The following is a 25,395-nucleotide window of genomic DNA, read 5'->3' as shown; positions in this document are numbered from 1 at the left end:
TCAATTTTGAAAGGGCGCGTTCGATCGCGCCCTTTCCTGAAGGAGGCAGGCCATGGACAAACCTGACGAAACACTGATCCTGCGGACGCGCGATTTTTGGGCATCGATTGCTCTTATCACAGTGTCCCTCTTTTTCCTTTGGAAGACATTGGACATTCCACTTTGGGGTGAAAACCGCGCCGGTGTAAGTGGATCTGATTGGTACAACTCGGCTGCAATTGTACCGTTATTCATCTTCGGCGGGTTACTTGTCCTTTCCTTCGTTTTGCTGGCTATTTCGGTCCGTTCGGGCGGAGCTCAAAACGCGTTCAGTGCCTTGGGGATTGGATGGGATAAGTGCGAAGCCTACCGTGCTTCAACAATAGGCCTGATCCTTCTTGCATATGTCGTCGGACTGGTTCCCAGAGTGGACTTCATTCTGTGCTCTGGGTTGCTGATCACGGCTTTGACTTACGGCTACTACGGGGGTCATGCGCGGCGTGCTTTGGTGGCCTGTGTCGCAGTTGTCGCTGCCGGTTTGTTTGCGTTCGCCGTGTTTCCTGCTCAGGCGGATTGGAATGAACACGGTGATGATTGGTTTACATTGGCCGTTTGGGTCACGCTTACACTTGTGGTGTTGACCAAAGCGGTTACTGAACGCGTTTTGCGGTTCGTTCCAGTGGTGGCGATACTTGCCCCGCTCATCCTTGTAAGCGCGATGGCCTTTGTATTCCGGCAGAACGTGCCCGCGCGCGGCGGACTGATCTTCAAGCAAATCGAATACCACTATTACGTGACGCTTCGTCCGCTTTGGAAAGACTGACCGGATGGACTTTATCCTTTCGCAACTGGCTGGATTTGGGGCCGCTTTCGTGGGCCTGGCAGTGGACCCGCTGACCTATCTGTACTTGGTCGCATCCGTATTCCTGGGCATCGCATTTGGAGCATTGCCGGGCCTGACGGCAACGCTGGCAGTGACGATCCTGACGGGATTCTTCGGCAACAAGATCCCATTGGACTATTCACTCATCGCATTGCTCGGCGCCTATGTGGGCGCGATTTACGGCGGCTCTTACCCCTCAATTCTATTGAATATACCGGGCACAGCAGCCAGCGCGGCAACGGCCATGGATGGCTATCCTCTGGCCAAAGCGGGTCGAGGGGGCGAAGCATTAGGGCTCACCACGACGGCCAGTTTCATTGGCACAGTAATCGGGACCATCACGCTTTTGATTTTCGTCTGGGCGCTGCTTTTGGTTTCAAAGAACATCGCAAGCCCGGAGAAAGCATTGTTGGCCCTGTTCGGCATTCTGCTTTCTGGCACCTTGATGAGCGAAGACCTGGTGATCAAGGGATGGATCGCTGGTCTGATCGGGCTTGCGATGTCCATGGTGGGGCTCGACCCGCTGTTGTCTGAACCACGCTATACTTTCGGCTGGTCTTACCTGATGAGCGGATTTCAGGTTGTGCCAGTTTTGATGGGGGCCTTTGCGATCCCCCAAATCATTGATGGATTGAGGCACGTTGAGGCCGGGAAAGTTCTGGCCCTGAAAGGTCGCATTCTTCCGAACCTACGCTCCATCCGACGCTACCTGCCCACCATTGGCCGGTCAGGAGTGATTGGAACTGGGGTAGGAGCACTTCCCGGCGTCGGCGAAGATGTCGCCGGGTGGGTTAGCTACGGTGTCGGTAAGACTGTATCTGCCGAGGGCGACAAATACGGAAAAGGCTCTTTGGAAGGTCTGTTGTGCTCTGAGACTGCAAACAATGCCTGTATTGGTGGTGCTCTGATCCCGCTTTTGGTGTTGGGCATTCCCGGTTCGCCACCGGCCGCCGCTTTGATGGGCGCTTTCAAAATCAACAACGTGATCCCAGGCCCGACGATAGACCCCGAGATCATTCTGCGCGTGGTTGCAATACTTGTGCTGGCATCCCTGACAATGTTCCTGATGGGGCTTTTCACGGCTCGGGTATTTATCAAGATACTCGCCATCCCGCAGACCATCTTCTTGCCCGTCGTTATGGTTCTGACAACAATTGGATCTTTCAGCGTTGGTGGGGGCATCAATGATCTCTATCTGATGCTTGGTGTGGGTGCCGTTGCCTATTTCATGAACCTGATGAAATACCCAATCGCCCCGTTGGTGATTGGTGTTATTCTGGGAAGCCTGTTTGACGAAACCTTCCGCCGGTCGCTGTTCTTGTCGGACGGGGATCTTTCGGTCTTCTTTTCACGACCCGGTGCGACCATTCTGCTGCTGCTCAACATTGGTCTGATCCTCAGCCAACTGCCTGTCGCAAAGCGCGCTTTCTCACGCCTAAAAGGAATTTCTGTCTGATGTTTGCGGTTACTGTCACCTTCACTCTCAAGCCCGGTACGACAGACACCTTTTTACCGCTGATGGTCGAAAACGCTTCAACCTCTTTGCGTGAAGAACCCGGATGCCATCAGTTTGACGTTTGCCTCGGTGACGATCCCGAGACGGTGTTCCTCTACGAAGTTTATGAGGACGCTGCCGCGTTCGGTGTTCACCTCGAAAGCCCGCATTTCAAGTCCTTCGATGCTGCGGTGGCTGATATGATAGAAGCCAAAGTTGTTCACCAGTATTCCGAGGTCATCCGATGAACGATTGGGAAATCCACGCCGTCAAATATGCAGATCGCAATGCCCGGACGCGAGCTGATAGCTTCATCATCGATGACAATCACGACGCGCCTCATGCGATGGACTACTTCGTTTGGGTGCTCAAACGCGGCGACAAAGTCATTCTGGTAGATACTGGTTACGATAGCGGCGAGGCCACTGCCCGGGGTCGTCCCATCGCGATGGACCCTCGCGAGGCTTTGCGGCCCTTGGGTATTTCGCCCGAAGCGGTGACCGATGTCATCGTGACCCATCTTCATTATGACCACGCGGGGGGGCTGCATATGTTCCCTAACGCGAAGTTGCATATGCAATCGGCGGAAATGGCCTTCGCCACGGGCCCCTGTATGTGCCACGACCATCTGCGTGCGCCTTTCTCGGCGGGCCATATTTGCGAGGTCGTAAAGCGTCTCTATTCAGGCCACGTCATATTCTACGACGGAGAAGCCGAGATAGCAGATGGGGTGACCGTGCACTGCATCGGGGGGCATTCGCGCGGGTTGCAATGCGTTCGGGTAAGGACGTCAGGCGGATGGATGGTACTCGCCTCAGATGCCTCGCATTACTACGAGAATTTCATGGCGCGCAAAGCCTTTCCCATCGTTGTCGACCTGCAGGACATGATGGACGGTTTCGAGACGCTCGAGAGGTTGGCTTCGCATCCTCGACTCATAGTGCCCGGCCACGATCCACTTGTGCGCGAGATTTATCCCGTCGGAGCAGCGCCGCATATCCATAGGTTGGATCCAGGGCCGACGAAGGACATCAAATTATGAAGATCGGCGTCATAGCGGACGACTTCACTGGTGCGAGTGATATTGCGAACACCTTGGCAAAGGGCGTTGAGCCGGAAGGTGGGTTACGCACGGCTCAGTTTACAGGCATTCCAACTACCCCGGCGGACGAGGCGATCGAAGCGGGTGTGATCTCTCTCAAAAGCCGCACTGCACCTGTCGATGAAGCTGTTGCAAATAGCTTGCGCGCCCTACGCTGGCTCGCGGATCAAGGATGCGGTCAGTTCATTTTCAAGTATTGCTCGACCTTTGATTCCACGATGGAGGGAAATATCGGCCCCGTTGCGGAAGCACTCGCCAACGAGTTGGATGAGCAAAAGGTGGTTTTCTGTCCGGCCTTTCCCACCACGGGGCGTACCGTTTTTCAGGGACATCTTTTTGTGCACGGCAAGCTGTTGCACGAGTCTGGGATGGAAAATCACCCTCTTACTCCGATGACGGATGCAAACATCCGGCGATGGTTGCAGCGTCAGACCGAAGAAGCGGTCGGGTTGGTGCCCATTGACGCCGTGAAGCAAGGATCCGAGGCGATTGCTGCTGCTTTGAAGAGCGCCGACGAACGATTTGTGATTGGCGATGCGATTTCGGATGAAGATTTGTTGGCCTGGGGCGAAACTCTAAAGGATGCCAAGCTCATTACTGGGGGATCGGGTATAGCACTGGGGTTACCAAGAAACTTCTTGAGAGGGGCTTCACCCAATAGTGCTGGCAGTGTGTTCCCTGGTTTCACGGGGCCCGAGGCGATCCTTGCGGGGTCTTGCTCAGGCGCTACTCGTGAGCAGATCGATGTTCATGCGAGTTCCCATCCGACCTTCGCAATTGATGTTCCGGGCGTCATGTCCGGGGATGTGACCACGCAAACGCTTTTGGAATTCTTTGAAACGCACTTGGGTCAGGCGCCGCTCGCATATTCGTCGGGAAACCCGGAAGATGTGCGCGCGATCCAAAACCAATTTGGTCAGGAAGAAGTAGCAGAAAAGCTGGACAATCTCTTTGCAGATACCGCGCGAGAACTTGTCCTGACGGGGTACAAGCGATTGGTGGTGGCAGGAGGGGAGACGTCGGGCGCTGTCGCCAAGGCTGTGTCTGCGGCACTGGGTTCTCCTGCCATGTCGGTTGGGCCAGAGATTGACCCGGGCGTGCCGGTCCTGAGCGTTGGAAAAACTGAACCCATCGCGCTGGCGTTGAAGTCTGGAAACTTTGGCGCTCCGAACTTCTTTTCGAAGGCTCTCAGAATGATGGAGGCAGGCACATGAAATCTGAAGAATTGATATTGCGGCATCAGATGTCGGATTTATGTGCCTCGCTGTTTGAGCGTGGATTTTCCGTCGGCACTGCGGGCAATGTCTCCGCTCGTCTACACGACGGTATCCTGATGACGCCAACCAACTCAACTTTAGGAGATATCAAACCCGAGCGCATCGCCAAGATTGATTTGGATGGAAACCACCTCTCTGGCGACAAGCCGACCAAAGAGGTTTTTCTGCATCAGGCCTTTTATGAGACTCGACCAGAAACGGGCGCCGTGGTTCATCTGCATTCGACCTGGGCCACCGCCCTGTCGTGTCTGGAAGACATCAACCCAGATGATTGTATTCCTCCGCTGACGCCGTACGTGGTGATGCGCGTCGGCACGGTCAAACTGGTTCCATACGTCAAGCCGGGTGATCCGAAATCTGGTGACCTGATCCGCGAACTGAGCGGTAAATACAGTGCTGTACTGTTGGCCAACCACGGACCCGTCGTCTCGGGAAAGGATCTTTTCTCAGCGGTCTGTGCAGCAGAAGAGTTGGAAGAAACGGCCAAGTTGCTCGTGGCACTGCGGGGGATGCCAACCCGAACGTTGGATGCAGAACAAGTCGCAGAACTCAAAGAGACATTCGGAGGGATTTAATCCGACGCCAGATACTGACTGTGCAGACTTTTGGGCGAATCGTGCAGGGCTATGGGCGTTAAACTTGAGTTTAATGAACGGAATCTATAGCAAGAAAGCCGCGTTTTGAGGCACCTAAGCCCGGTGTGGCTTATCAATTGCGGGCGTTCTTTGCTGGCCGAATGCAAATACTGCACCGGACTCCGACTAACGCTTATGCTCTCAATGTCTCATTTCTCACGGGTGACCGGGACTTCAGTTTAGATGACAAAAATTAGATTTCGGCGGAGCGTGCGGTTCAAATACAGGGGTGTTTTTGATGAACTGTGGGCGGAACTTGCGGCCTAGCTGCTTCTTCAGCCACTGGTTCTCGGAATCCAATGCACGCAGCTTCTCGTCAGACGGTTCCATGCCGCCATACTTCGATTTGTATTTGTGGAAGGTGCTCTGGCTGATCCCAAAGTGCTTGTAAACATCCCCGTCTTCTCGCAGGCTTCTTGTTCGTTGATCATCTGAATGATCTGTTCGCCGGTGAATCTCACTTTCACTTGTCCGTCCTTTAGTTGGCAAGACTCTACGCAACACAGGAGGAGGATTACGGGCTCAGGTCATGTCCTGAAGAAACACAAAAGTCTTGATCTGACCAAATCCCGGCGGCAGCATTGACCTGCGTCGTTCGAAAAATGGGGATACCGTTTGCAAGGCCTTCTTAGTCTCTTCCCATGTAGCGTCTCGGGTTGCTTGCGATGATACATTCCTCACCTGAACTGCTGGCAGTTTCCAGGCGTTGGTATGAGATTCTCAGAACCAAGAAGAATACTGAGGAATTGCGGAACTTTCTGTCGAAGGCAGAAGAGCTTCGGTTCGTTGGAACCGGCGAAGGCGAGTATTGGAGCGGGCAAGCCGTCCGTGATGGGGTTAGCGGCTTTTTTGCGGAAATCCCGGCACCGGTCGTTTTCGAGGAAATTGAAGCGGAAGCCTTCGAAAACGGAGAAACGGGATGGTCATCCTTTGTCCATAAGATTCAGTTTGTCGGCTTTGATGAAGCCGTCTTCTATCGCACCGTCCTGATTTTTGTCCTGGAGGGAGCGGCCTGGAAGATCGTCAATCGCCACGCTTCAGTACCCACTCCGAATATTGAACTTGTGGGTAAGGAACAGCTGGCCATCCAAAAACTGATTGATGCCGCACGCGATGAAGGGCCCGAGCTGACCCAAACCGAAGGTTTAGCTTCGGTACTTTTCACTGATGTGGAGGGCAGTACGGCATTGGCAGAGGCGTTGGGTGATCAGCGTTGGTCGGTGCTGATCGAAAACCATTTCCGGGTCTTGTCGGCGATCATTGAAAAGCATCATGGCCAGTTCGTAAAATCCCTTGGAGATGGAACGTTGTCTGTCTTTCCGTCTGCGAAAGAAGCATTAGCGGCTGCCATCAAAATTCAGAAGGCCATTGCGTCGGTATCCGAAGAGCCGTTTTTCGGAATTCGTATTGGAATTCACACTGGCGATGTCTTGCAATCACTTGGAGATTTTTTCGGTACCGTGGTCAACAAGGCGTCACGCATTACAACGGCTGGTGTGGCAGGTGAAATACTCGTTTCAGATGTGACCCGCGCCATGGTTGCCGGACAGACCGGTTTTTCGTTTTCCGGCCTAGAACCCAGACTGCTCAAAGGTCTCCGTGGACACCACGTTCTATATCGGCTCCAGTGGAATAACTGAGCGTTGACTTTAACTTAACCCGACAAGTCGAATGGTGCCCTCGCGGATCAGTTGGGTACAAAGCACTGTGTTGCACAGTACAGAAAATCGCCAAAATACTCCGGTGGATTGCGGCTATCGCCCTACTGTCACGTGTGCAGTATGCAACAAGATCAGCATACGATTTCTCGCGCGCGGGATGGTTCGGTCGGGTCAGTGTCACGTCCTTCCAAAGACGAAATGCGCTGTGGATGCTTCTATCACTCGTCCACAACACGAAACTCACCGGATGGCGCGTCAGTAGGTGGTTCTTCGAACTCATTGGAAATCAGACCGCGACGGATAAGTTCACGAATGGCGGCCGCTCTGGATGGCAGTCTGTTCTCGAACCGCCAATCATCGATGGCCTTAAGCTCTTCGAGGTCGAGCATCAGTTGCAGTTTTTCAGTGCGCTTTGGTGGTCGATTTTGATCAGACACTGGCATGACCTCAGTAGCTTACGTCAGTTACTCCAAGCATGTATGGCAATGGGCCTGTGTGTCTACATCAATGTTGGCATGTTGGGCTGGATACCCATGATCATGAAGCGCCCCATTATGCGTGGCATACCTATAATAAGTATATGATTTTATTTGAAATTTACCATTTTCTCCCTAGTTTCTACTCTGTAAGAAACGAAATGGAGTGAAAATGATACAGCAAGTTTTGAAGTCTGAAGTTCAGGAAGAAACGAACGATACAGGCATCGACAAAAATGCGTGGATCGCCAACGCGGTGACGGAAATACTGGCCGATACAATGATCCTGATGGTGAAAACGCAAGGCACACATTGGAACGTCGTCGGCCCGCTATTCCTGCCGATCCATGAGCTTACAGAGCGTCAGTATCGTGACCTGTTTGAGGCCGCTGATGAATTGGCCGAGCGCGTGCGCGCGTTGGGTCAGGTGGCACCGATTTCGTTCACTGACATGGTTAGCCAGGCAAAGTTGACCGAAGAAGAAACGGTCAAAGACGCAGAAGGTATGATCAAGCAGTTGGTTGCAGACCATGAAGCGATCGCCCGAAACCTGCGTGAGACTGCCGCGACCGCCGCCCGTTATGGCGATGGGGCTACAGAGGATCTGATGAACGCCAGGATGGCCAAGCATGAAGAAGCAGTCTGGATGCTCAAGGCGATTGTTGCGGTCTAGTGGGCGGCTCCCGTCGATCTGAACCACCGTTTGAGAAGAAAGGAAAACTCATGACACGTGTTGGGTACGAGAAAAAGGCACAGCTGCAACTGGATAGTTGGAATGCCCAGATTGATGTTCTTGAAGCCAAGCTGAAAGTGGCGGAAGCGGATGCCAAGATCGAGCTCGAGGAACAACTCAGCAAGCTCTACAAGGTAAGGTCTGACGCAGAAGCTCAGCTGAAAGAGTTGAAGTCGACCAGCGACGAGGCCTGGGAAGACGTCAAAGAGGGCTACGAGGCTGCATGGAATGACATGCAGAGTGCTTTGAAAAAAGCGGCCGACCGGTTCGCGTAAAGCAGAGTTCGTTAAGAAAGCGCGTGTTGTGAATGGGGACTGGAATGCAAACACCCAGAGAATTAGTGAGATATTTTCGCGGGTTCCTAACCATCCCTGCCGCCATAAGTCTTTCAGGTCTTGTGGTGGCTGGGATTGTCTTCAAGACCGAGCAAGCGCTTGTGAAGTGGGGTTGGTCCGCGTCCGATTGGCTCAGCGTTTCGAATCGCACTGCGAGCGATGTACTGAGCGCAATCTCGGCAGCATCCATGTCCGCATTGGTCATGGTCTATTCCATTGTTCTTCTGGTCTACACCTTGGCAGCTGGATCTATTGGCCCTAGGCTCTTGCAACGCTTTGGCGAAGACAGGGTAAACCAGGTTGCAGTTGGTTCACTTGGAGCAACGTTTTTATACAGCTTGATGATCTTGTGGTTGGTACGCGATGACACATCAGTGAACTTAGCCGTGGTGGTTGGCATAATCTATTCAATCGTCTCAGTTCTATTGCTGCTGCTCTTCGTCCATACCGTATCGACGCGCGTAACCATTGATCAGGAGGCGGCGCGGATTTCTGAAGCTTTGGATCGCCAAGTGAGCACCGCCATCGAAAACAGTGCAGATATTCCATCTTCAGAGGCAATCCCCGAGGAGGGAGACAAGCGCCCGGTCCCGGCTTCGGGAACTGGTTATGTGAACTCGATCAACACCGAAGAACTGGTGCGTGCGGCCAAACAAGCAGGAGCAGTCGTCGTTTTTGATGTGCAGCCTGGTGACTTTATGGTTCCATCGGACATTTTGGCCAATGTTCATGGTGATATTGATGAGAGCCTCAATGATCTGGTGCAAGCGGCAGCTCCGTTGATCCCCGCGCGAGACCCTAACGGAGATATCCGTTTTTCTGTCCATCTTCTCGTTGAAATCGCACTTCGGGCATTATCGCCGGGTGTCAACGACACGTTCACCGCAATTGTCTGCATCGACCGTCTATCGGCCTCTCTGGCCCGTGCGTGGTCGTCCAAGCTCTGCACGGGTGTGTATCGAGATGACGACGGAGCCGTGCGGGTGGTTTACCCATCCATCACGGCAGAGTCATTGTTTCACGACTCGATGCCAGCTCTAAGACGCGCCGCTCGGGGCAATGGCCTTGTGACGGCCGCCCTTATTCGAGCTTTGGTTCGCATTGCTGAAGCGGCTCCAGAAAAGGAAGCGCGGGCTATTGTAGATGAACTAACCGCAGTCAGAGATGAGACCCGAGAAAGCGATATGCTGGAGCGCGATATTGATAAGTTTTGTGGTCAAATCGAAACTGCAATGCGAGGGCTTAGTTAAACTTCCCTTACGCGCGTAGTCCCGTTCTGCCGGGGAGAAGTGCTTGGGCCATCCGCAGTGATATCGAGACGTACTTGAGTGCCGGGCTTGCCTTCAAGTTAAAAAAAGACGGCATGCAGGTGATGAAGGCAGACGGCAGTTTTGACTGCCAAGCAGCTAAAAAGCAGATAGCAGGGAATGACCACATAAAGCCCAAAACGGGCGGGCACTGAATTCAAGCAGAATTGACTTTCCCAGCTTTCAGATAAAAGGGTTGTGAGTTTCCTTCTTTAATTCGAAGTACCCCAATTCATGCCAAGGTGGGAGGAGTTGCTATGAAAACAGCGGTTGTGACTGGCGCCGCGGGAGGGATGGGGAAGGCCATCTGCCGCCAATTGCGGGCAGATGGGTTCCACGTCGTTGGACTGGACCTTAATGAAGAGGGTCTGGGCGAACTGGCAACTGAATTAGGCCCAGATTTCAAGTCGATCTCCGTTGACCTAACGGATTCCATGGCTATCGCTCAGACGTTTGATGGCATTAAGTCAGCGCACGGCGGTCTGGATGCTTTGGTAAACAACGCGGGCACCTGCTTCATGTCCGACTTCCCGCACATTCCGCCCGAGGAACTCGAAAAACAGATGGCAATCAACTTTAACTCTGCGTTCCATTGTTGCCAGCAGGCGGTTCAGTTGATGTTGGAACGCGAAGGCATCAAAAAGATTGTAAATATCTCTTCGAACGGAGCTTACAATTTCGATGTTTTCGACCCTCCGCACTACCGGGCGTCAAAGGCTGCTATGGATACCCTTACGAAGGACCTTGCCCGTCGATACGCAAACGAAAAAATCTGTGTGAATTCGCTGGCACCTGCCATGACCGAGACACCCTTGTTCAATGTCTTGACCGAGGAAGTCTTGGAGAAAGCCGTTAGTGCCATGCCGCATGGTCGCGCGATGCTACCCGAGCAAATCGCCTCTTGGGTCAGTTTTCTCATTTCGCCGGCCGGCGATGTTTCCAGCGGGAACGTGATTATTCTGAATCAAGGGCGCGACGTCAGATAACTGGCAGGCGCGACATCACTTTTCGGGAAAAGTGAGCCACAGGTTGGGATCAACGGTACACTTCTGGTGCTTTCTTCAGAACGGGCCACTGCTTTGGGCAATGCCCATAGATTACAAAGGCATCTCGCTCGGATGCTAGACGCATCAACCTGTCTGCGCTGGCAATTGCGGCATCTTCGTCCCACGAACCTGCAAACTTCTCGTCGATTTCTGCCGGCCGGGATATTGCATCACTCGTTAATAAAATTGCACCCGAAGGAAGATCTACCATCACGGCGATCTGACCTGGCGCATGACCGGGTGAAGCCAAAACGAAGATGCCCGGTCCAATTTCTGCGTCGCCATCAACCAAGAGATAATCCTGGTCGGGCCATTCCAAAGGCCGTATATCGCCCCAATACAATGGGCGAGGCAAGGCTCGCTCCGCGGAAGAGATAAGAATTGGACTGCTTGGAAAGTCGCCCAATGCGCCGATATGGTCGATATGAGTGTGCGTACAAATCTGCAATGTGATGTCTGACGGAGTCAGGCCGAGTTTTGCCAGTTGTGCGCGTGGCAGATTGTCTGGTTCACACTTCAGGACCTCGCCGAACTCGTCCAATCGATCTTCTTTGACTGCGGCGTCGGTATCGGTCGCGTATTTTTCAGGAAACCCAGTGTCGATGAGTATCGCTTCTCCTAAGTCCGTCCGGATCAGAAACCCGCAGATCCCAATAATGCGGCCGGTGGAATGGACCTTGAACAGCCCGTAGTCCAGAACTGCCAAGTCACTCGGTCGCCCTTTGACAAATCCTTCTGCTTGCACAGACTCTCTCCCTGATTGACTACAAGGATTTTGAGTACAGCATGAAAGTCAAGATACACACACTTTTTCAGTACCTGCTGGATACCACCGAAGCGGATCCAGAAGCTTTCGTTGGGTTTTCCTTGTCAGAGTCTCCGCGTTTGGGTGAGTTCATGGATGCGTTGGACCCAGCACTGCCGCTGGATTGGAACCAAAAGAGCTTTCGAGGCCTGCCTGCTTTACGACGACATGTGATGGACCGCGCAGGCTTGTCTGATGTTTGCAAACCAGACGATGTTCTGATCACCGCAGGCGCTGCGGAAGCCAATTATCTTGCATTCATGCAATTGGTCCAACCGGGTGACGAAGTCGTAACTGAACGCCCGGGCTGGCCGCAAGCGGGCGTATTGGCAGAGGCTGTTGGCGCGACTCTCAAAGTTGTAGACCGAGAAGAGAGCGCTGGTTGGGTATTGCCGCTGGACGAAGTTGAAGCCGCAGTAACGGAACGCACGCAGCTCATCTTTGTCACCAACCCCAATAACCCAACCGGCCGCCTGATGACCCGGGCAGAGCTGGAAAGGCTTGCGCAAATTGCAGACCGTGTCGGTGCATGGCTGGTTGTTGATGAAGTTTACGCAGGATTGGAATGGAACGGGTCTCGTGCCCCTTCGATTGCCGGTTTGTATCCTAGGGGTATCACGACGGGCAGCGTTTCCAAAGCATTGGGGCTCCAGGGGCTGCGCACCGGCTGGATGATTTGCCGTGATCCCGATCTGATTTGGGATGCCATAATTCTGCGGGAAAACTCCAGCGAGATAATGAATATACTCGGCGAAGTCATTGCCGAAATCGCTTTAAGGCCTGACCGATACAATCAGTCAATGAAAACTGCGCGCGCAGATGGGATGAAAACACTGGAACGCCTTGATCGGTTTGTTGCCGAACAACCCCGCCTCGATTGGGTCAAACCTCAGGCTGGGTTGATTGGTTTGGCACGGCTTGACGGGATTGATGGCGATGTTTTCGCCAAACGCTTGCTCGCCGATCCGTATCGGACATTTCTTTTACCGGGCTCGTCATACGGGATGCAGAACCACGTCCGACTAGGCGTCGGAGGAGGTGCTGCTGCCAATCTCGACCTTGGCCTAGAGCGCATGGGCGAACTGTTGGCGAACTGGCAGACTTAAGACACTCATTTTAACGGTTCTGGCTGCAAAGTCGGTCTAACAGAACAGCCCGATCAAAGCTGATACTAAGCCCAATTGTGGTTCAAGTTCGCCTACCTTGTGTTGAAAGTTCTTTCGCTAGAATAACGCTGTCGGCGCGCTATCTCGCAGAAGGAACAGCCGAATACACAATCCGGTCCGACAATGACAGCTTTGACAATTGAAGACGTGCAAGACTATCCACGGCCACCTGCGCTGCGGGAGGTGCCCCATAACGTACGGATAGAGTTTGGCGGTCGAACAATCGCAGAAACCGATCAGGCGTTTCAGGTTCTCGAAACCCACCACGCCCCAACTTACTACATCCCACCGCATAACATTGATGCCGTTCTGACAAAAACCTCGGTCAGGTCATACTGCGAATGGAAGGGCGTTGCGAGTTACTGGGACGTTCAGAGCGGGGCGGCCAAGGCCACAAAAGCCGCATGGAGTTACGAGGAACCAACCACCAGGTTTGAACAGATAAAGGGCTATGTCGCCTTTTACGCCGGGCTTATGGACGGTTGTTTCGTTGGCAAGCATCGCGTGATCCCGCAACCCGGGGACTTTTATGGAGGTTGGGTCACCGAGAATTTGAAAGGTCGCATCAAAGGCTCTCCGGGCACGGAATTTTGGTGAGGATGTATGACTGACCCTAAATCCTCACCAACCTCTTTGGCAGTTCCTACAAGCCGTTTGGTCCGTGTTGCCCGTTTAAGCAGCATGACGGCAGGCATTGCAGGAAACGTGGCAGTACGCGCCCTTCGAGAGATCGGTCGCGGTGCGCGACCCGATATGCGTGGTTTGTTGATGACCCCAGGTAACGTGACACGGATCGCGGATCAGCTTTCGCGCATGCGAGGGGCAGCGATGAAGGTGGGGCAGCTGATTTCGATGGATGCAGGCGAGGTCTTGCCACCTGAGCTGGCTGACATCATGGCACGTTTGCGGGATCAGGCGCATTTCATGCCACCGAAGCAATTGCGTGACGTCCTGAACCGAACCTGGGGTACAGATTGGCGCAAATCCTTCAAAACTTTCAATGTAAGGCCCATTGCGGCGGCGAGTATCAGGCAAGTACATCGTGCAACTTTGAAAGACGGGCGCGATGTGGCGATCAAAGTGCAATATCCCGGTATCGCTCGCAGTATTGACAGCGATATTGCCAATGTGGCCGCGTTGGTTCGAATGTCCGGTCTACTTCCCAAAAGCTTTGATCTGGGGCCGTATATCCAAGAGGCGCGCAGTCAATTACGTGAAGAAACGGATTATGAACGCGAGGGGCGGCACATGCGCCACTTTGCTGACCTCTTGCAGGGTGATGAAGCCTTCGAAATTCCGGAGTTCTTTCCGGATTGGAGCACTCCCGAAGTTCTAACGATGTCCTTTCTGGAAGGTCGCCCTATCGAGACCGTGAGTGATGCGACCAGAGAGGAGCGCAATCGAGTCTCAGAAGCCTTGGTCGATCTCACGCTGCGCGAGGTTTTCGAGTTCGGTATAATGCAAAGCGATCCAAATTTTGCCAATTACCGATACAACCCGGCAAATGGGAAGATCAGCCTCTTGGATTTTGGCGCGGCCCGAGCCCTGCAACCATCGGCAATTGATGGGTATATGCATCTGCTGCGTGCAGGCCTGCGGGAAGATGACGAAGAGCTTCGCAACGCTGCCATCCAATTGAAGCTTGTTGAAGGTGATGGCCCGTTCGACGACCGGATCCTCGGAATGATCCGCATTGTTTTCGACGCAATCCTATCCGCGAATGAATTTGATTTTTCTGACCGAACGCTCTCTAACCACCTGAACAAGGAAGGCATGGCCTTGGCCCGGGCCGGGTATATCCCGCCCCCAATGCGAATGGATATTCTTTACCTTCAGCGAAAGATTGGGGGGATATTCTTGTTGGTCACGCGATTGAGTGCCTCGCTGCCTGTAAAGACGCTTCTTGCAAAGTATGTCATCTGAACGACCTCCATCCTCCCTAACCCAGCAAACCGAGCAATAGCAAAACCCGCGGCACCGATATGCGTGACCAACCCAAAACAAAGCGCGAGTATGATGCGAGTGCTGCAAAGTGCGGGTTCGAGCCCCCGTTTGACGAGCCAAACCAGCCATTGAAACGACCATTGTCCAGATTGATCATGTCGACGAACCTGTCCCGTTAGCCGACTTCGCTCCGACCCAAGACGCGATCCTCGAAAGCATCGGTCTTAGGGGCAGGAAGCCCCGGTATGCAAGCTCTAGCAAAGGCGTTACCCCCGGCAAGCTTGCCACCCGTGCCAGCCAACGCCATTTGGGTAAAGTGCCCCAGAGTTCCGTAAACGCGCGTGCACCGGATACAAGCACTCCATCTGGTCGACGTACAGTGAAACGATCCATAGCTTCTTGCCGCGTTAGATCTTCATCAATTCGAACATTGGATTTGGAAACGTCGACAAACCTCAGGCGTTCAGCGCCCTCGCAGGAGGCATAGTGTTCGATCTCAACGGAGCAAAGCGGGCAAGATCCGTCGTAATAAACCGTAGCAAACGAATGATGGGTTGCGGCGTCATCAGATGTGAGAGCAACCTCAGCTTTGTCCGTTTTGTCCATTTTGTTTGACCTCGTCTTGTGGGCTTCATCCGTCCCGTTGCAAGACTTAGCGCAGATACCGAAGAAACGAGGGTTCAGCAGTGACATACAGATGCGTTATGAGGCCGCAACTTGTGATGATGCTAGCCAAATTTTAGCGATTGCGTCGCCTGAATAGCAGGCGTGCGGGCAATTTTGTTGAATAAGGTGAGGGGTTTGTAGGTACCTCGCTGTTTTTCGAAAGGCACTGAAAAGTTGCCCTACCAGAAGATGACTACTGCAATCTCACAAGCTCAGCCTCACAAGCTCAGCGGTTGGCGCAGCTCATGATCCACGGGGCTTGATACCGCATAAGTCAAGCTTCTGCTTTCGATGCGCAAACAGGATGGTCCCGTTTGAATACCTCCCTCTTGCGTTTACAGAGCTTTCGGGGTGGATGCTCTGAGGTCCGTTGCAAACCGTGCCTGGTAGCGTTCAAATCGACGGGCTGGTCTCTTTATCCTTTACTCAGAAATCAGACATTCAAATAAGACAGAGATGGGCTAACCCGCTCCTTTTTTGGTGGTTTAGGGCCCAGAGCGATCACTTACCAATGTCACCTTTGTCGGGGTCTTTTTCTTTTGGCCACGTGCTTTCGGTGGGTTCGCGAACGCTTCCGACATTCATGTACCGAAGGCCAATGGCTTCTCTGCAAAAAACCACGTCCTAGCGGAATGCGAGGAAGACTGGAACATAGATCCATTTCTAGTGGCCATGCGTACAAACCTTGAAAACGGAGGTATCGTGCAGGTCGTCTGGTTCAAACGGGATTTACGGGTAAATGATCATCAGGCACTGGCGCAAGCGTCTGAGGTCGGGCCAGTTCTGCCACTCTATGTGGTTGAACCTGAGCTTTGGCAGCAACCTGACGCGTCAACACGGCAGTGGAACTTTGTTGCTGAGACAATCGCTGAGTTGCGTGATGACCTTGGGAAACTGGGACAACCACTCATTGTGCGCACGGGACAAATTTTGGCGGTCCTTTCCAAGTTAAAAGATCGTGGTCTGATAGACGTACTTTGGTCACATGAAGAAACAGGAAACAATTGGACTTATCAGCGGGACCGTCAGGTTGCTGCATGGTGCAGGGACCACGGCGTGCGGTGGCACGAAGTACAAAACCATGGCGTTCTTCGCAGGCTCAGGTCTCGCGATGGCTGGGCGGAACGTTGGGATCGGTTTATGGCTTTGCCCGTTGCTTCACCAGTTGCGCTTAAGCATATCGACGTAGAACCAGGCTATATTCCCACGGGGCGCGACCTTGGCTTGCGGGATGATACATGTGTTGGTCGTCAAGCCGGTGGACGAGCTGCGGGTTTGGAACGTCTGAGCAGTTTTCTGACCCACCGTGGCAAAAGGTACCAACGCGAAATGTCCAGCCCCTTGGAGGGGGCCGTTGCGTGTTCGCGGCTGTCGCCCTATCTGGCTTGGGGTGCGCTTTCGATGCGCGAGGTGTCCCAAGCTACTGAAAATCAGAGACGCCGGTTGCCGCCGCAGGCAAAAGATTGGCGTAAGTCGCTTCGCTCGTTTTCGGGCCGTTTGCATTGGCATTGCCATTTTATTCAGAAACTTGAGGATGAACCCCGGATTGAATTTGAAAATCTGCATCGGCTCTACGATGGTCTTCGACCGAAAGCGCCAGATGCCCAGCTCTTGACCGCATGGTCCAACGGAGAAACGGGATATCCATTTCTGGACGCATGCATGCGGTCATTGCAGGCAACGGGCTGGCTTAACTTTCGGATGCGCGCAATGGTGATGGCCACTGCAAGTTATCATCTTTGGCTGGATTGGCGGGCCCCGGGTGAGCATTTGGCGCGCATGTTTACCGACTATGAGCCGGGCATTCACTGGAGTCAGGTGCAGATGCAATCAGGCACCACTGGCATCAATACCGTGCGCATCTATAATCCGGTTAAGCAGGGCTATGATCAGGATCCAGAAGGGTTGTTCATTCGGACATGGTTGCCGGAATTGTCCCAAATTGCGGATCAGCATATCCATGAACCCTGGAAAGCTCACAACGCGAAAGACATCATTGGAACGCTTTATCCAGAGCGTGTTTTTGACCATCTAGCGGCAGCCAAGGCCGCGCGCGAGCGGGTTTGGGGCGTGCGCCGAAGTGCGGAGTTTCGTTCCGAAGCACACGCCATCGTGACAAAACACGCCAGCCGAAAGAATCGGCGGAATCCTCGCAAAGTCGCGCGGGCGTCTCAAAATCAAAAGCAACTCAGCCTGCCTCTGGAGGATCAGTGATGAAGATGCGCAAGAAAGCCGACTTACCCCAGAAGGTTTGCCCGGTCTGCCAGCGCCCGTTCACGTGGCGCAAGAAATGGGGAAACGTTTGGGATGAGGTGAAATACTGCTCGAAAAAATGCAGATCGGCTGCATGACCGAGATGTTTTCAGAACTTGATGAAGCGAAAGAGACGTTCGATTTCAAACCCACACGGACCAACGGTCTTATAAGGCTGAAGCAGTTCGCGGGACGCACCGGGCGCCATTACGCAAGTACGCGAAACTACGATTTTGGGACTGAGCGTCGCAGCAATGTATCGGGTTTGTCACCTTGGCTGAGCCACCGTTTGATAACAGAGAAAGAAGTACTGGCAACGGTTTTAGCGTCGCATAATTTCAACGCGGCGGAGAAATTCGTGCAAGAAGTTTTTTGGCGCACGTACTTCAAGGGTTGGCTGGAACAAAGGCCCAGCGTCTGGTCACTGTATCAGCGGGATTTGCTGAGCGCTTGTGAGCGATTAAGGGATGATGAGGGCCTTAAGGCCCGTTTCAATGATGCAGTGAACGGCAATACCGGCATCGACTGTTTCGACCATTGGGCGCGGGAACTGGTGGCGACAGGCTACCTTCATAACCATGCGCGCATGTGGTTTGCATCAATCTGGATTTTTTCACTTCGCTTACCCTGGCAGCTTGGCGCGGATTTCTTTTTGCGACATTTGCTGGATGGCGATCCCGCATCGAACACGCTGAGCTGGCGCTGGGTTGGTGGATTGCACACGAAAGGCAAAACTTACCTCGCGCGCCCTGACAATATTGCCAAATACACTGAAGGACGGTTTCAACCTAAAGGCCTGGCCAAATTTGCAGAACCGCTGACCGAGCCGGTAGATCACCCGCTCGTTCCTCTTTCAAGTCCGCACATGCCCTCAGACAGCCCTTATCTGTTGCTGTTGACAGAGGATGATCTGTCAGCTCATCAATTGATGCCGACATCGCCTGTTGCCAAGATCGGACTTTTGGCGACGCATGGTCGATCCCCAAACCAGATGGGAGATGTTGTACAGGATTTTGCCAAGGGCGCGATGAGCAACGCTTTGGAACCCCACGGAAAACTCGGGCAATCGACCGAGGACTGGTGTGGTACGTTGATCGAGGCAGCACGGAATGCAGGTGTTACGACCATTGCAACAGCCTATGCGCCTGTCGGTCCTACTCGGTCACGGCTGGATCGTGCGGAACCTGTATTGAGAGACGCAGGCCTTTCTTTGAACAGGATAATTCGGCCGTACGACGCTATAACATGGCCTCATGCGAAGGCCGGGTTCTTCGGCCTTCGAAAGAAGATCCCGTCGCTTCTACGCCAACTGAACTTGGCCACCCAACAAAGACCATAGCCCATGTCCACTGCCGCCCTTTTACTTCCCAACCAATTGTTTGCCCAACACCCGGGCCTGGCCGCCCGGCCCGATACTGTTGTGCTTTTCGAAGACCCGCTGTTCTTTGGCGACGCGTATTATCCCGCCACGATGCACAAGCAAAAGCTTTGGCTGCACCGCGCCTCAATGGCGCGCTATCGCGATGGCTTGGTCGCCAAGGGCTTTGATGCTGCGATCTGGCCCTTTGAGCGGCAGGCGGGTGCATGTCTGCGACTTTTTCAAAACTTGCGTGATCGTGGTGTCAGCCGAGTGATCATGGCTGATCCAGTAGACTTCATTGCAGAAAGACGTTTTCGGGCAGCGGCTGGCAATACCGACATCACGCTCGATATCCAGACATCCCCCGGCTTTCTGAATACGCGGGCCGACAATCTGGATTGGTCTGCCGGTCGAAAACGCTGGTTCATGGCGGAGTTCTACAAGGGCCAACGCCGCCGTTTGAACGTGTTGATGGACAGCGGCCAACCGGCCGGGGGACAATGGAGTTTTGACGAGGAAAACCGCAAAAAATTGCCCAAGGCGCTGTTGGGCAGCCTGCCTTGGATCGACTGGCCTGCCCATGACGCAGTTGATGAAGCGGCAAAAGCGAGCGTTATCGCTGACTTTCCAGATGCATTGGGCAGCCTGGAAAAGTTGTTTTATCCGACGTCACACAAAGCTGCATCCGACTGGCTGGCGCAGTTTCTGGAACGGCGGTTCGAACACTTTGGCGACTATGAAGATGCTATTGTCGAGGGGGAAAACTGGCTGTGGCATGCCGTTCTTACGCCTGCTTTGAACATTGGCTTGTTGACGCCGAAGCAAGTTTTGGACGCTGCCCTGGCGCATGCTGATCGCAAGGGCATTCCCCTTAACTCGGTAGAAGGATTCATCCGCCAGATCATTGGTTGGCGCGAGTTTATGCGTGCTACCTATGAGAACCTTGGTGTGCAGATGCGCACTACAAACCATTGGGGCCATCACCGCCCTATGCCTCGCTCTTTCTACAACGGAACCACTGGTGTTGATCCGCTGGACGACACGATCAAAAGGGTGCTCGAAACCGGGTATTGCCACCACATTGAACGCCTTATGGTACTGGGAGGATTTATGTTTCTGTGTGAGATTGATCCAGACCATGTCTATCGCTGGTTCATGGAAATGTTCGTCGACAGCTATGATTGGGTGATGGTTCCCAATGCCTACGCGATGAGCCAGCATGCCGATGGCGGGTTGATCACCACCAAACCGTATTTTTCCGGCTCAAACTACATTCGAAAAATGAGCCATTGGGGCAAAGGGCCCTGGGCAGATATCTGGGACGGGCTTTATTGGCGCTTTATCCTGAAACACACCGATAGACTTGCTGGCAATCCCCGTTGGGCGATGATGTGCCGTACGGCTGGGCGCATGTCGCCAGAGGTCAAAAACAAGCATGTCACGACGGCTGAAGCCTTTTTGCGACGTATGACGTGAACATGAAATTTACCCGCGCAATGTCCTGCGCTGGATTAAGGTCGCCTAGTCCCAGCCACACTACAACGGAGGTTCTGATTGAGGCGGACCAAGGTAGATGCTTACAAAGCAAGCTGCAACAACTTGCGGAAGCCATTATGGCGGTGTGAGCTTCGTTTTCTAGCTATCAAAATTCGGGAATATCAAAAACATACAGTCGCGATTTCTCGGCATCATCTGTCAGGATGTAGAGAAGTCCATTGGGCTCATCCAGGGCGATCCCTTCTGGATGCTTTACAACCTTACGGTCGCCGTCTTTCATATAAGTTAGTTCTATTGTCTCTGCCGTTCTCGTCTCGGGATTGTACAAAAAGATCTGGCGCCCTTTGTCGCTCAGAATCCACAGTACACCTGAGGACGCAGACCAAGCCAATCCGCTTACATCCAGCTCATCGTCATTTACGCGATCGGACATAAAACCAGATTCGCGATCCAATGGGGTGATTTCCTCAATCTCCGTCAGCTCTGGTGACAATACCAGCAACAACCGCGGTTTCCCTTCGATGACCACGAATACTCGCCCAGTGTCCGGATCGACTGTGATGCCCTCAGGCCCTTTGTTCAATGGATTACCGACGAGCATTTCAGCTGCATCCGAATAACCCTTTAGAGTAGCAAGTGGAACCGTTGTCAGTTTAATAGGGTCGGTTGGGTGAACGACTAGAATTGACCGGTCAGTTTCCTGAAGCACCAAAACAGATCCATCTTTTCGCCAAGCGACACCCTCGAGGTCTGATCCCTTCAGTGATGGCAACTTGAAAGAGTTTCCCAATGCCCCGTCGATTCCAAGGAGATGCAGTTTAGGTTCGGCATCGCTGACAGACCACAAGAAGCCTTCAGCGCTGGAAAGCGACAGACCTGAAGGCTCTGAAAATCCTTCTGATTTGTCTGCGACCTTGAACCTATCGACCAGAACCAAACCAGCACTTTCGGCGCGGGCAAGACCAGCCCATAACAGGAAGGCCGCCGCCAATAACCCGGGCGCAAAAGCGAGCCGTCTAAGTATAAAGAAGCTCCGTGAAATTTCAGGTTTTGACGGAAACAGTTTGTATTCTGCCATTCAGTTTTCTCGCCCGTGGAACACATCCCTTTATCGCGTTCTTATCACAACTCAGATGCGATGTCGGAAGAATGCTCATTGAACTCTTTACCTGATCCCGTTTGTTGCGATTGAATTGAATGGGGCACGATGTGCCTGTGGTGAAGCCCAAGCCCTTGGCCTGAGCAGGAAGGAAGAAAAGCTGAATACGACATTCCCGTTTAAAATCGTGTTGTTGATGCTGCTGTTGCCAGGCGCTGCGGTGTCGCAAATCGATCCTGCAACGATGCTGGCCGGAGCTTCGGAATCAGAAATTCTGATCGAACGCCAATGGACTCAGTTTCGCGGCAAACAGGAACTGTATTTCTTTGCTCTCGATGTGGTGGTCACGATCATTCTGGCTGGCTTGATCGTCTATCATCCGGTGAGACGCAAAGCCCGTAGAAGCATCGGCGACTTGGTCATGCCGAGGCTATTCTTCCTTTATGCTCTTATTGGCATGGCTGTTGGATTCCTGGTGGTTCAGCACGGATCAATGATTGGTTTTGTCATATTTGGCATCGGAGCTTTGCTCAGGTTTCGCTCCAATCTGGATGATCCGGTAGACACCGTCGAGATGATAGTCGTAACTGTTCTTGGTCTTGCGGTCGGTTTGGGCTTGCCGCTGATGGCCACACTGGTGGCGGTTGTATGTTGGTGTTTCATTTGGCTCGGTGGACGTAACAAGGGTGTGGAAATTTCGCTCAAAGCTTCAGACGAAGAACACTCATTGAACGTCAGCGGCGCCATTGAAGCCATGGCCGCAGACGCCGGCTGGAAGCTGGTCAGAAAACACCACGTCCCCGGCAAGTCTCGCGTTTCATTGCTTTTCATTACTTCGGGTGGACTTTCAGAAGCCCGGATCGAAGAGATGATAAACGATCTGGTCCCCGAAAAAGTTGAGTTGAAACTCAACCTCTAGTTATTTCACAAGGTCCAATCGTTTCAACACCGCATTCGGGGATCTGATCTCTTTCGGGAGCGACTTGAAGTTTACCGACCTTTCGAAATCGGGCTCTCGATATACTGCTATCCCAAACTCTCCGTTCGGCTGGAACGTAACATGAGTGAAGCTGTGAGGTGATCTGGCATTATCACCAATCAGCCGTCGTGGACCACCGCCCAAACAAGCTTGGGAAACATAAGCCACACCGTCTTTCCAGCCTGGGTAGAAGGCATGATGGTGGCCGGACAGATGCAGAACGACCCCGCTTTGCAGGTAGATTTTCTCAAGTGCCGGGTCACCGATGATTTCGCGTTCGCGCTGGATCGCAAAGGGCCACAGCGGCAGGTGGCTGAAAGTGACAATCGGGTTTCCATTCGCCGCCAGTTCCTCAATTTGGTCCTTCTGATCGCCGGATAGCGGCCCAAGGGTCGTGGCATCCAAAGACGCAAACGTGACGCCTTTCATCTCAAACGCGTAGAAGAACGGATAGTCATCCGAAACCAGGAAATCGACGTCTGGTTTTCTCGGAGTCCATTCCTCTGCGTATATTTTTCTTTCACGCTCGAACCCACGGTAAGCAGAGGCATCATGGTTTCCTGGCGTGACCGCAAATGGAATTCCGGCAGCCTCCAGCGGGTCTGACACTGCCTTGTGAAACGCCTTCCACATCTCTCTGACCTGTTTGTCTGACAAGTTGGGAATGCGTTGACCCGCAACCATATCTCCGGTCGAAACCACCAGATCGGGATCAATCTCGATTATCCGTTCAATTGCTTTGTCGACACGGGCATCGTATTTTATCGAGCCATAGCTTCCGTTCAGATCCGATATGACGATTACATCCAAAGCCGCCGCTTTGCAGGCAAGCAGAGCGGACCAAATCAACACCGCCGCGGTGACGGAGCGCTTACGGGTCATTACAGTCCACAGCCTTTACCTCGGTGTCGTTTTTCAAAAAGAATGCGACGGGGTCCAAGTCGAACATCAAAACACCTTTTGAACAATTGCTCTGGAGAATGGACGTTGCCAGCGCTGTATTTTTAACGGCTTGCGCAATCTGCCTATCTGACAGGCCAAAGCTTTGCGACAACCAGTCATAAATCGGGCCTTGCGTTTGAAGGTCGTTATTCAAAGCAAACAAGTGCTGGTAAGTGCTTGGAGAAAAATGTCGCATTTTCTCCAACATCTGAGTGGATTTCGCAAAGTTGGCATATTCGACACGCCCACCAGCATCGTTGTCGTTTAGATTGCTGCGACGGATCAATAATGCATCGGCTGGAACATCTCCATCGTTTGGCTGATGGTGCTTGGCTTTCTTGTGCTTCAGTTCTCTGTCTTCGACCCAATACCAATAGGGCGTGAAGTCTATGTTTCCCACACGGTCCTGCTGGCTGAAGATGAAGTCGAGCAGAACAATCTCGGTAAGCTCCTGCATCCAGAATGCCATCTGTTGGTCGCTGACATCGGGCCCGAGGTCTTTGTTGATCTGCCGATCCTTTCGACCTTCCCTGACGCCCTCTGCAATGGCCTCGGGCAAGGGTTTTGAAGACCGCAAGGCCAAGAAGGCGGGTGTTTCCTGAAAATCGCGGTTTTGACCTTTCCCCCAGCCAGACCTACGAGTGCCGTTGATTTCTGAGCCATAGCGATGACCAGGGCTGTCGAGCAGTACGCCGTATATCTGCGTTCGATCCGCGGTGAACAGATCATCGGTCGGTTGGTACGAGTTCGGGTCGGCATCCGCAGCCACGAAGACCCGCCAACCTTCGTGGTTCATACGCCCGCCATGAGAACCACCTGAAATCGCAAGGCCAGGCTCTGCAACCTCGGTATGATGCGCCTGAGCGTCCATACTGCGCCAGACCGCCACCGGAACTTTGACAGTCGTATCGAAGTACCTGGAGAAATGATAGTAAAGCAGCGACGAGGTGGAAAACGTTCCACTTGTGCCCTTTTGGTTCATGGTGGATTTGAATTTAGCCACCCTGTCCTTTGCCAGATCTTTTGCCGCCTTCCCCTCTTTGCAAGCGTTTCTCTCGAATTCGGAACGGTTCCCGGCGTAGGGTCCTTCGGAAATGTCGTAGATCGCCATTCCTGGGCTGGTGCTCCAGGTTTTTGGGCAAACAGCAATTTCGGAGGCATAGAAATCAATCTCGCAATAGGTTGTTTCTTCCTCAAGATCGCTTTTCTTATACGCGCCCGTTGGTATTTTCTCGATCCGAATACAGCGCTCAGTAAATCCGTTAGGGCTATCAAAAGTCGTGGCTTCACCCAGAACATCGTCGCTCGCCCACAAGATGGTGGGTGCAATGAAAGCAAGAGACCCCAGAAGATGGAACTTCATTTGAATAGTCCTCCGGATATCATCTAGGGCAAATCGCAGCCCGTTTTTCGGCGGAAATCTTCAGATTGGGGTCGACACTGAACTTGGAGAATTTTGAGTCAATCCACTGGTCACACCCGCCTGAACAAGGGGCCCCGTTTCGGGCATCATTCCAATAACCTTTGGCCCTTTCTTCCGTCCAACCGCAAAACTGAACAAGCGCCATTGCCGACAGTGCGCCAGAGGAATGAACGCCCCACATGCAGTGTACCAGGACAGGGCCCTTTCCAGGGTTTTCAATTACTTCGTGTATGGATGCCATGACGGCACCGGGACGGGAGGATCTGGCGCTCTGATAGTCAAAGGATCCGTTCCCACAACTGGTGCGGCCGTACTGAGTGTTTTTGCCGAAG

The 25,395-nt window shown here is 53.1% G+C and carries 25 protein-coding genes; 19 read left to right on the top strand and 6 right to left on the bottom strand.

The annotated features are described in order from the left end of the window. Window positions 1-52: 52 nt before the first annotated feature. The 7 genes from GS620_RS20930 (at window position 53) to GS620_RS20900 (ending at window position 7,011) form a co-directional block, all read left to right on the top strand. A complete protein-coding gene (locus tag GS620_RS20930) occupies window positions 53-802 on the top strand; it encodes a hypothetical protein (protein ID WP_171233616.1) in 750 nt (249 codons plus the stop codon). Between the two features lie 4 nt (window positions 803-806). Beyond that, window positions 807-2,318 carry a tripartite tricarboxylate transporter permease gene (locus GS620_RS20925; protein WP_171617633.1) on the top strand — a complete coding sequence of 504 codons (1,512 nt, stop codon included), beginning with the start codon at window positions 807-809 and terminating at the stop codon, window positions 2,316-2,318. Further along, window positions 2,318-2,605, top strand: a complete 288-nt coding sequence (locus tag GS620_RS20920; protein ID WP_171120689.1) for a putative quinol monooxygenase — start codon at window positions 2,318-2,320, stop codon at window positions 2,603-2,605. Before GS620_RS20925 ends, GS620_RS20920 begins: the two co-directional genes overlap by 1 nt. After that, complete coding sequence (locus tag GS620_RS20915; protein WP_171617632.1) at window positions 2,602-3,399, top strand: N-acyl homoserine lactonase family protein; 798 nt, start codon at window positions 2,602-2,604, stop codon at window positions 3,397-3,399. Before GS620_RS20920 ends, GS620_RS20915 begins: the two co-directional genes overlap by 4 nt. After that, window positions 3,396-4,673 carry a 3-oxo-tetronate kinase gene (gene otnK / locus GS620_RS20910; RefSeq protein ID WP_171617631.1) on the top strand — a complete coding sequence of 426 codons (1,278 nt, stop codon included), beginning with the start codon at window positions 3,396-3,398 and terminating at the stop codon, window positions 4,671-4,673. The genes GS620_RS20915 and otnK overlap by 4 nt, the downstream gene beginning before the upstream one ends. Next, on the top strand, window positions 4,670-5,311 hold the full coding sequence (gene otnC, locus GS620_RS20905; RefSeq protein ID WP_171617630.1) for a 3-oxo-tetronate 4-phosphate decarboxylase: 642 nt from the start codon (window positions 4,670-4,672) through the stop codon (window positions 5,309-5,311). The genes otnK and otnC overlap by 4 nt, the downstream gene beginning before the upstream one ends. A gap of 725 nt (window positions 5,312-6,036) precedes the next feature. Then, entirely contained in the window at window positions 6,037-7,011 is a 975-nt protein-coding gene (locus tag GS620_RS20900; RefSeq protein ID WP_171617629.1) for an adenylate/guanylate cyclase domain-containing protein, read from the top strand. A gap of 239 nt (window positions 7,012-7,250) precedes the next feature. Here the strand turns inward: GS620_RS20900 and GS620_RS20895 are convergent, their stop codons facing one another. After that, window positions 7,251-7,469 (bottom strand): hypothetical protein, encoded by a 219-nt coding sequence (locus GS620_RS20895; RefSeq protein WP_152456637.1) that lies wholly within the window; start codon window positions 7,467-7,469, stop codon window positions 7,251-7,253. A 211-nt stretch (window positions 7,470-7,680) separates the two neighbouring features. Between GS620_RS20895 and GS620_RS20890 the strand changes: the two genes are divergently transcribed. The 4 genes from GS620_RS20890 to GS620_RS20875 all read left to right on the top strand — a co-directional run bounded on the left by GS620_RS20890 (window position 7,681) and on the right by GS620_RS20875 (window position 10,869). Next, a complete protein-coding gene (locus tag GS620_RS20890; protein ID WP_171617628.1) occupies window positions 7,681-8,181 on the top strand; it encodes a Dps family protein in 501 nt (166 codons plus the stop codon). Window positions 8,182-8,231: 50 nt separating this feature from the next. Then, window positions 8,232-8,516, top strand: coding sequence for a coiled coil domain-containing protein (locus GS620_RS20885; RefSeq protein ID WP_152456639.1), 285 nt, complete (start codon window positions 8,232-8,234; stop codon window positions 8,514-8,516). A gap of 44 nt (window positions 8,517-8,560) precedes the next feature. Further along, window positions 8,561-9,826, top strand: a complete 1,266-nt coding sequence (locus tag GS620_RS20880; protein WP_171617627.1) for a DUF2254 domain-containing protein — start codon at window positions 8,561-8,563, stop codon at window positions 9,824-9,826. Window positions 9,827-10,140: 314 nt separating this feature from the next. Further along, window positions 10,141-10,869, top strand: coding sequence for an SDR family NAD(P)-dependent oxidoreductase (locus GS620_RS20875; RefSeq protein WP_171617626.1), 729 nt, complete (start codon window positions 10,141-10,143; stop codon window positions 10,867-10,869). Between the two features lie 49 nt (window positions 10,870-10,918). Here GS620_RS20875 and GS620_RS20870 read toward each other — a convergent pair whose 3' ends face one another. Next, window positions 10,919-11,674 carry an MBL fold metallo-hydrolase gene (locus GS620_RS20870; RefSeq protein WP_171364182.1) on the bottom strand — a complete coding sequence of 252 codons (756 nt, stop codon included), beginning with the start codon at window positions 11,672-11,674 and terminating at the stop codon, window positions 10,919-10,921. Window positions 11,675-11,715: 41 nt separating this feature from the next. Here GS620_RS20870 and GS620_RS20865 point away from each other — a divergent pair, with 41 nt between their 5' ends. The 3 genes from GS620_RS20865 (at window position 11,716) to GS620_RS20855 (ending at window position 14,823) form a co-directional block, all read left to right on the top strand. Continuing rightward, a complete protein-coding gene (locus GS620_RS20865) occupies window positions 11,716-12,840 on the top strand; it encodes a pyridoxal phosphate-dependent aminotransferase (RefSeq protein ID WP_171617625.1) in 1,125 nt (374 codons plus the stop codon). Between the two features lie 183 nt (window positions 12,841-13,023). Then, on the top strand, window positions 13,024-13,497 hold the full coding sequence (locus tag GS620_RS20860; RefSeq protein WP_171617624.1) for a DUF427 domain-containing protein: 474 nt from the start codon (window positions 13,024-13,026) through the stop codon (window positions 13,495-13,497). A 255-nt stretch (window positions 13,498-13,752) separates the two neighbouring features. Beyond that, window positions 13,753-14,823: an ABC1 kinase family protein gene (locus tag GS620_RS20855; protein ID WP_371809834.1), complete on the top strand. Its 1,071-nt coding sequence runs from the start codon at window positions 13,753-13,755 to the stop codon at window positions 14,821-14,823. A gap of 174 nt (window positions 14,824-14,997) precedes the next feature. Here the strand turns inward: GS620_RS20855 and GS620_RS20850 are convergent, their stop codons facing one another. Next, the gene (locus tag GS620_RS20850) at window positions 14,998-15,450 is read right to left on the bottom strand and encodes a thiol-disulfide oxidoreductase DCC family protein (protein WP_171206333.1); all 453 of its coding nucleotides are present in this window, start codon (window positions 15,448-15,450) and stop codon (window positions 14,998-15,000) included. A 732-nt stretch (window positions 15,451-16,182) separates the two neighbouring features. Here GS620_RS20850 and GS620_RS20845 point away from each other — a divergent pair. From GS620_RS20845 to GS620_RS20830, 4 genes are read left to right on the top strand one after another with little or no spacing between them, the layout of a single operon-like run. After that, entirely contained in the window at window positions 16,183-17,724 is a 1,542-nt protein-coding gene (locus GS620_RS20845; protein ID WP_216597982.1) for a deoxyribodipyrimidine photo-lyase, read from the top strand. After that, window positions 17,724-17,861 (top strand): DUF2256 domain-containing protein, encoded by a 138-nt coding sequence (locus GS620_RS20840; protein WP_174829488.1) that lies wholly within the window; start codon window positions 17,724-17,726, stop codon window positions 17,859-17,861. The genes GS620_RS20845 and GS620_RS20840 overlap by 1 nt, the downstream gene beginning before the upstream one ends. Next, window positions 17,858-19,102 carry an FAD-binding domain-containing protein gene (locus tag GS620_RS20835; protein ID WP_171617622.1) on the top strand — a complete coding sequence of 415 codons (1,245 nt, stop codon included), beginning with the start codon at window positions 17,858-17,860 and terminating at the stop codon, window positions 19,100-19,102. Before GS620_RS20840 ends, GS620_RS20835 begins: the two co-directional genes overlap by 4 nt. Window positions 19,103-19,105: 3 nt before the next feature. Next, complete coding sequence (locus GS620_RS20830; RefSeq protein ID WP_171617621.1) at window positions 19,106-20,599, top strand: cryptochrome/photolyase family protein; 1,494 nt, start codon at window positions 19,106-19,108, stop codon at window positions 20,597-20,599. 166 nt (window positions 20,600-20,765) lie between these two features. Here GS620_RS20830 and GS620_RS20825 read toward each other — a convergent pair whose 3' ends face one another. Further along, window positions 20,766-21,698, bottom strand: a complete 933-nt coding sequence (locus GS620_RS20825) for an SdiA-regulated domain-containing protein (RefSeq protein WP_171617620.1) — start codon at window positions 21,696-21,698, stop codon at window positions 20,766-20,768. A gap of 115 nt (window positions 21,699-21,813) precedes the next feature. On the opposite strand from GS620_RS20825, the gene GS620_RS20820 reads away from it, so the two are divergent. Further along, window positions 21,814-22,638, top strand: a complete 825-nt coding sequence (locus tag GS620_RS20820) for a hypothetical protein (RefSeq protein ID WP_171617619.1) — start codon at window positions 21,814-21,816, stop codon at window positions 22,636-22,638. On the opposite strand, the gene GS620_RS20815 is transcribed toward GS620_RS20820, so the two are convergent. Continuing rightward, window positions 22,639-23,580 (bottom strand): metallophosphoesterase, encoded by a 942-nt coding sequence (locus GS620_RS20815; protein WP_171617618.1) that lies wholly within the window; start codon window positions 23,578-23,580, stop codon window positions 22,639-22,641. Next, a complete protein-coding gene (locus GS620_RS20810) occupies window positions 23,570-25,003 on the bottom strand; it encodes a hypothetical protein (RefSeq protein ID WP_171617617.1) in 1,434 nt (477 codons plus the stop codon). The genes GS620_RS20815 and GS620_RS20810 overlap by 11 nt, the downstream gene beginning before the upstream one ends. Window positions 25,004-25,395 lie beyond the last annotated feature (392 nt).

This window comes from Ruegeria sp. HKCCD6428 (genome assembly GCF_013110595.1).
Lineage (GTDB): Bacteria > Pseudomonadota > Alphaproteobacteria > Rhodobacterales > Rhodobacteraceae > Ruegeria.
This window is presented reverse-complemented; position numbering and strand designations above follow the sequence as displayed.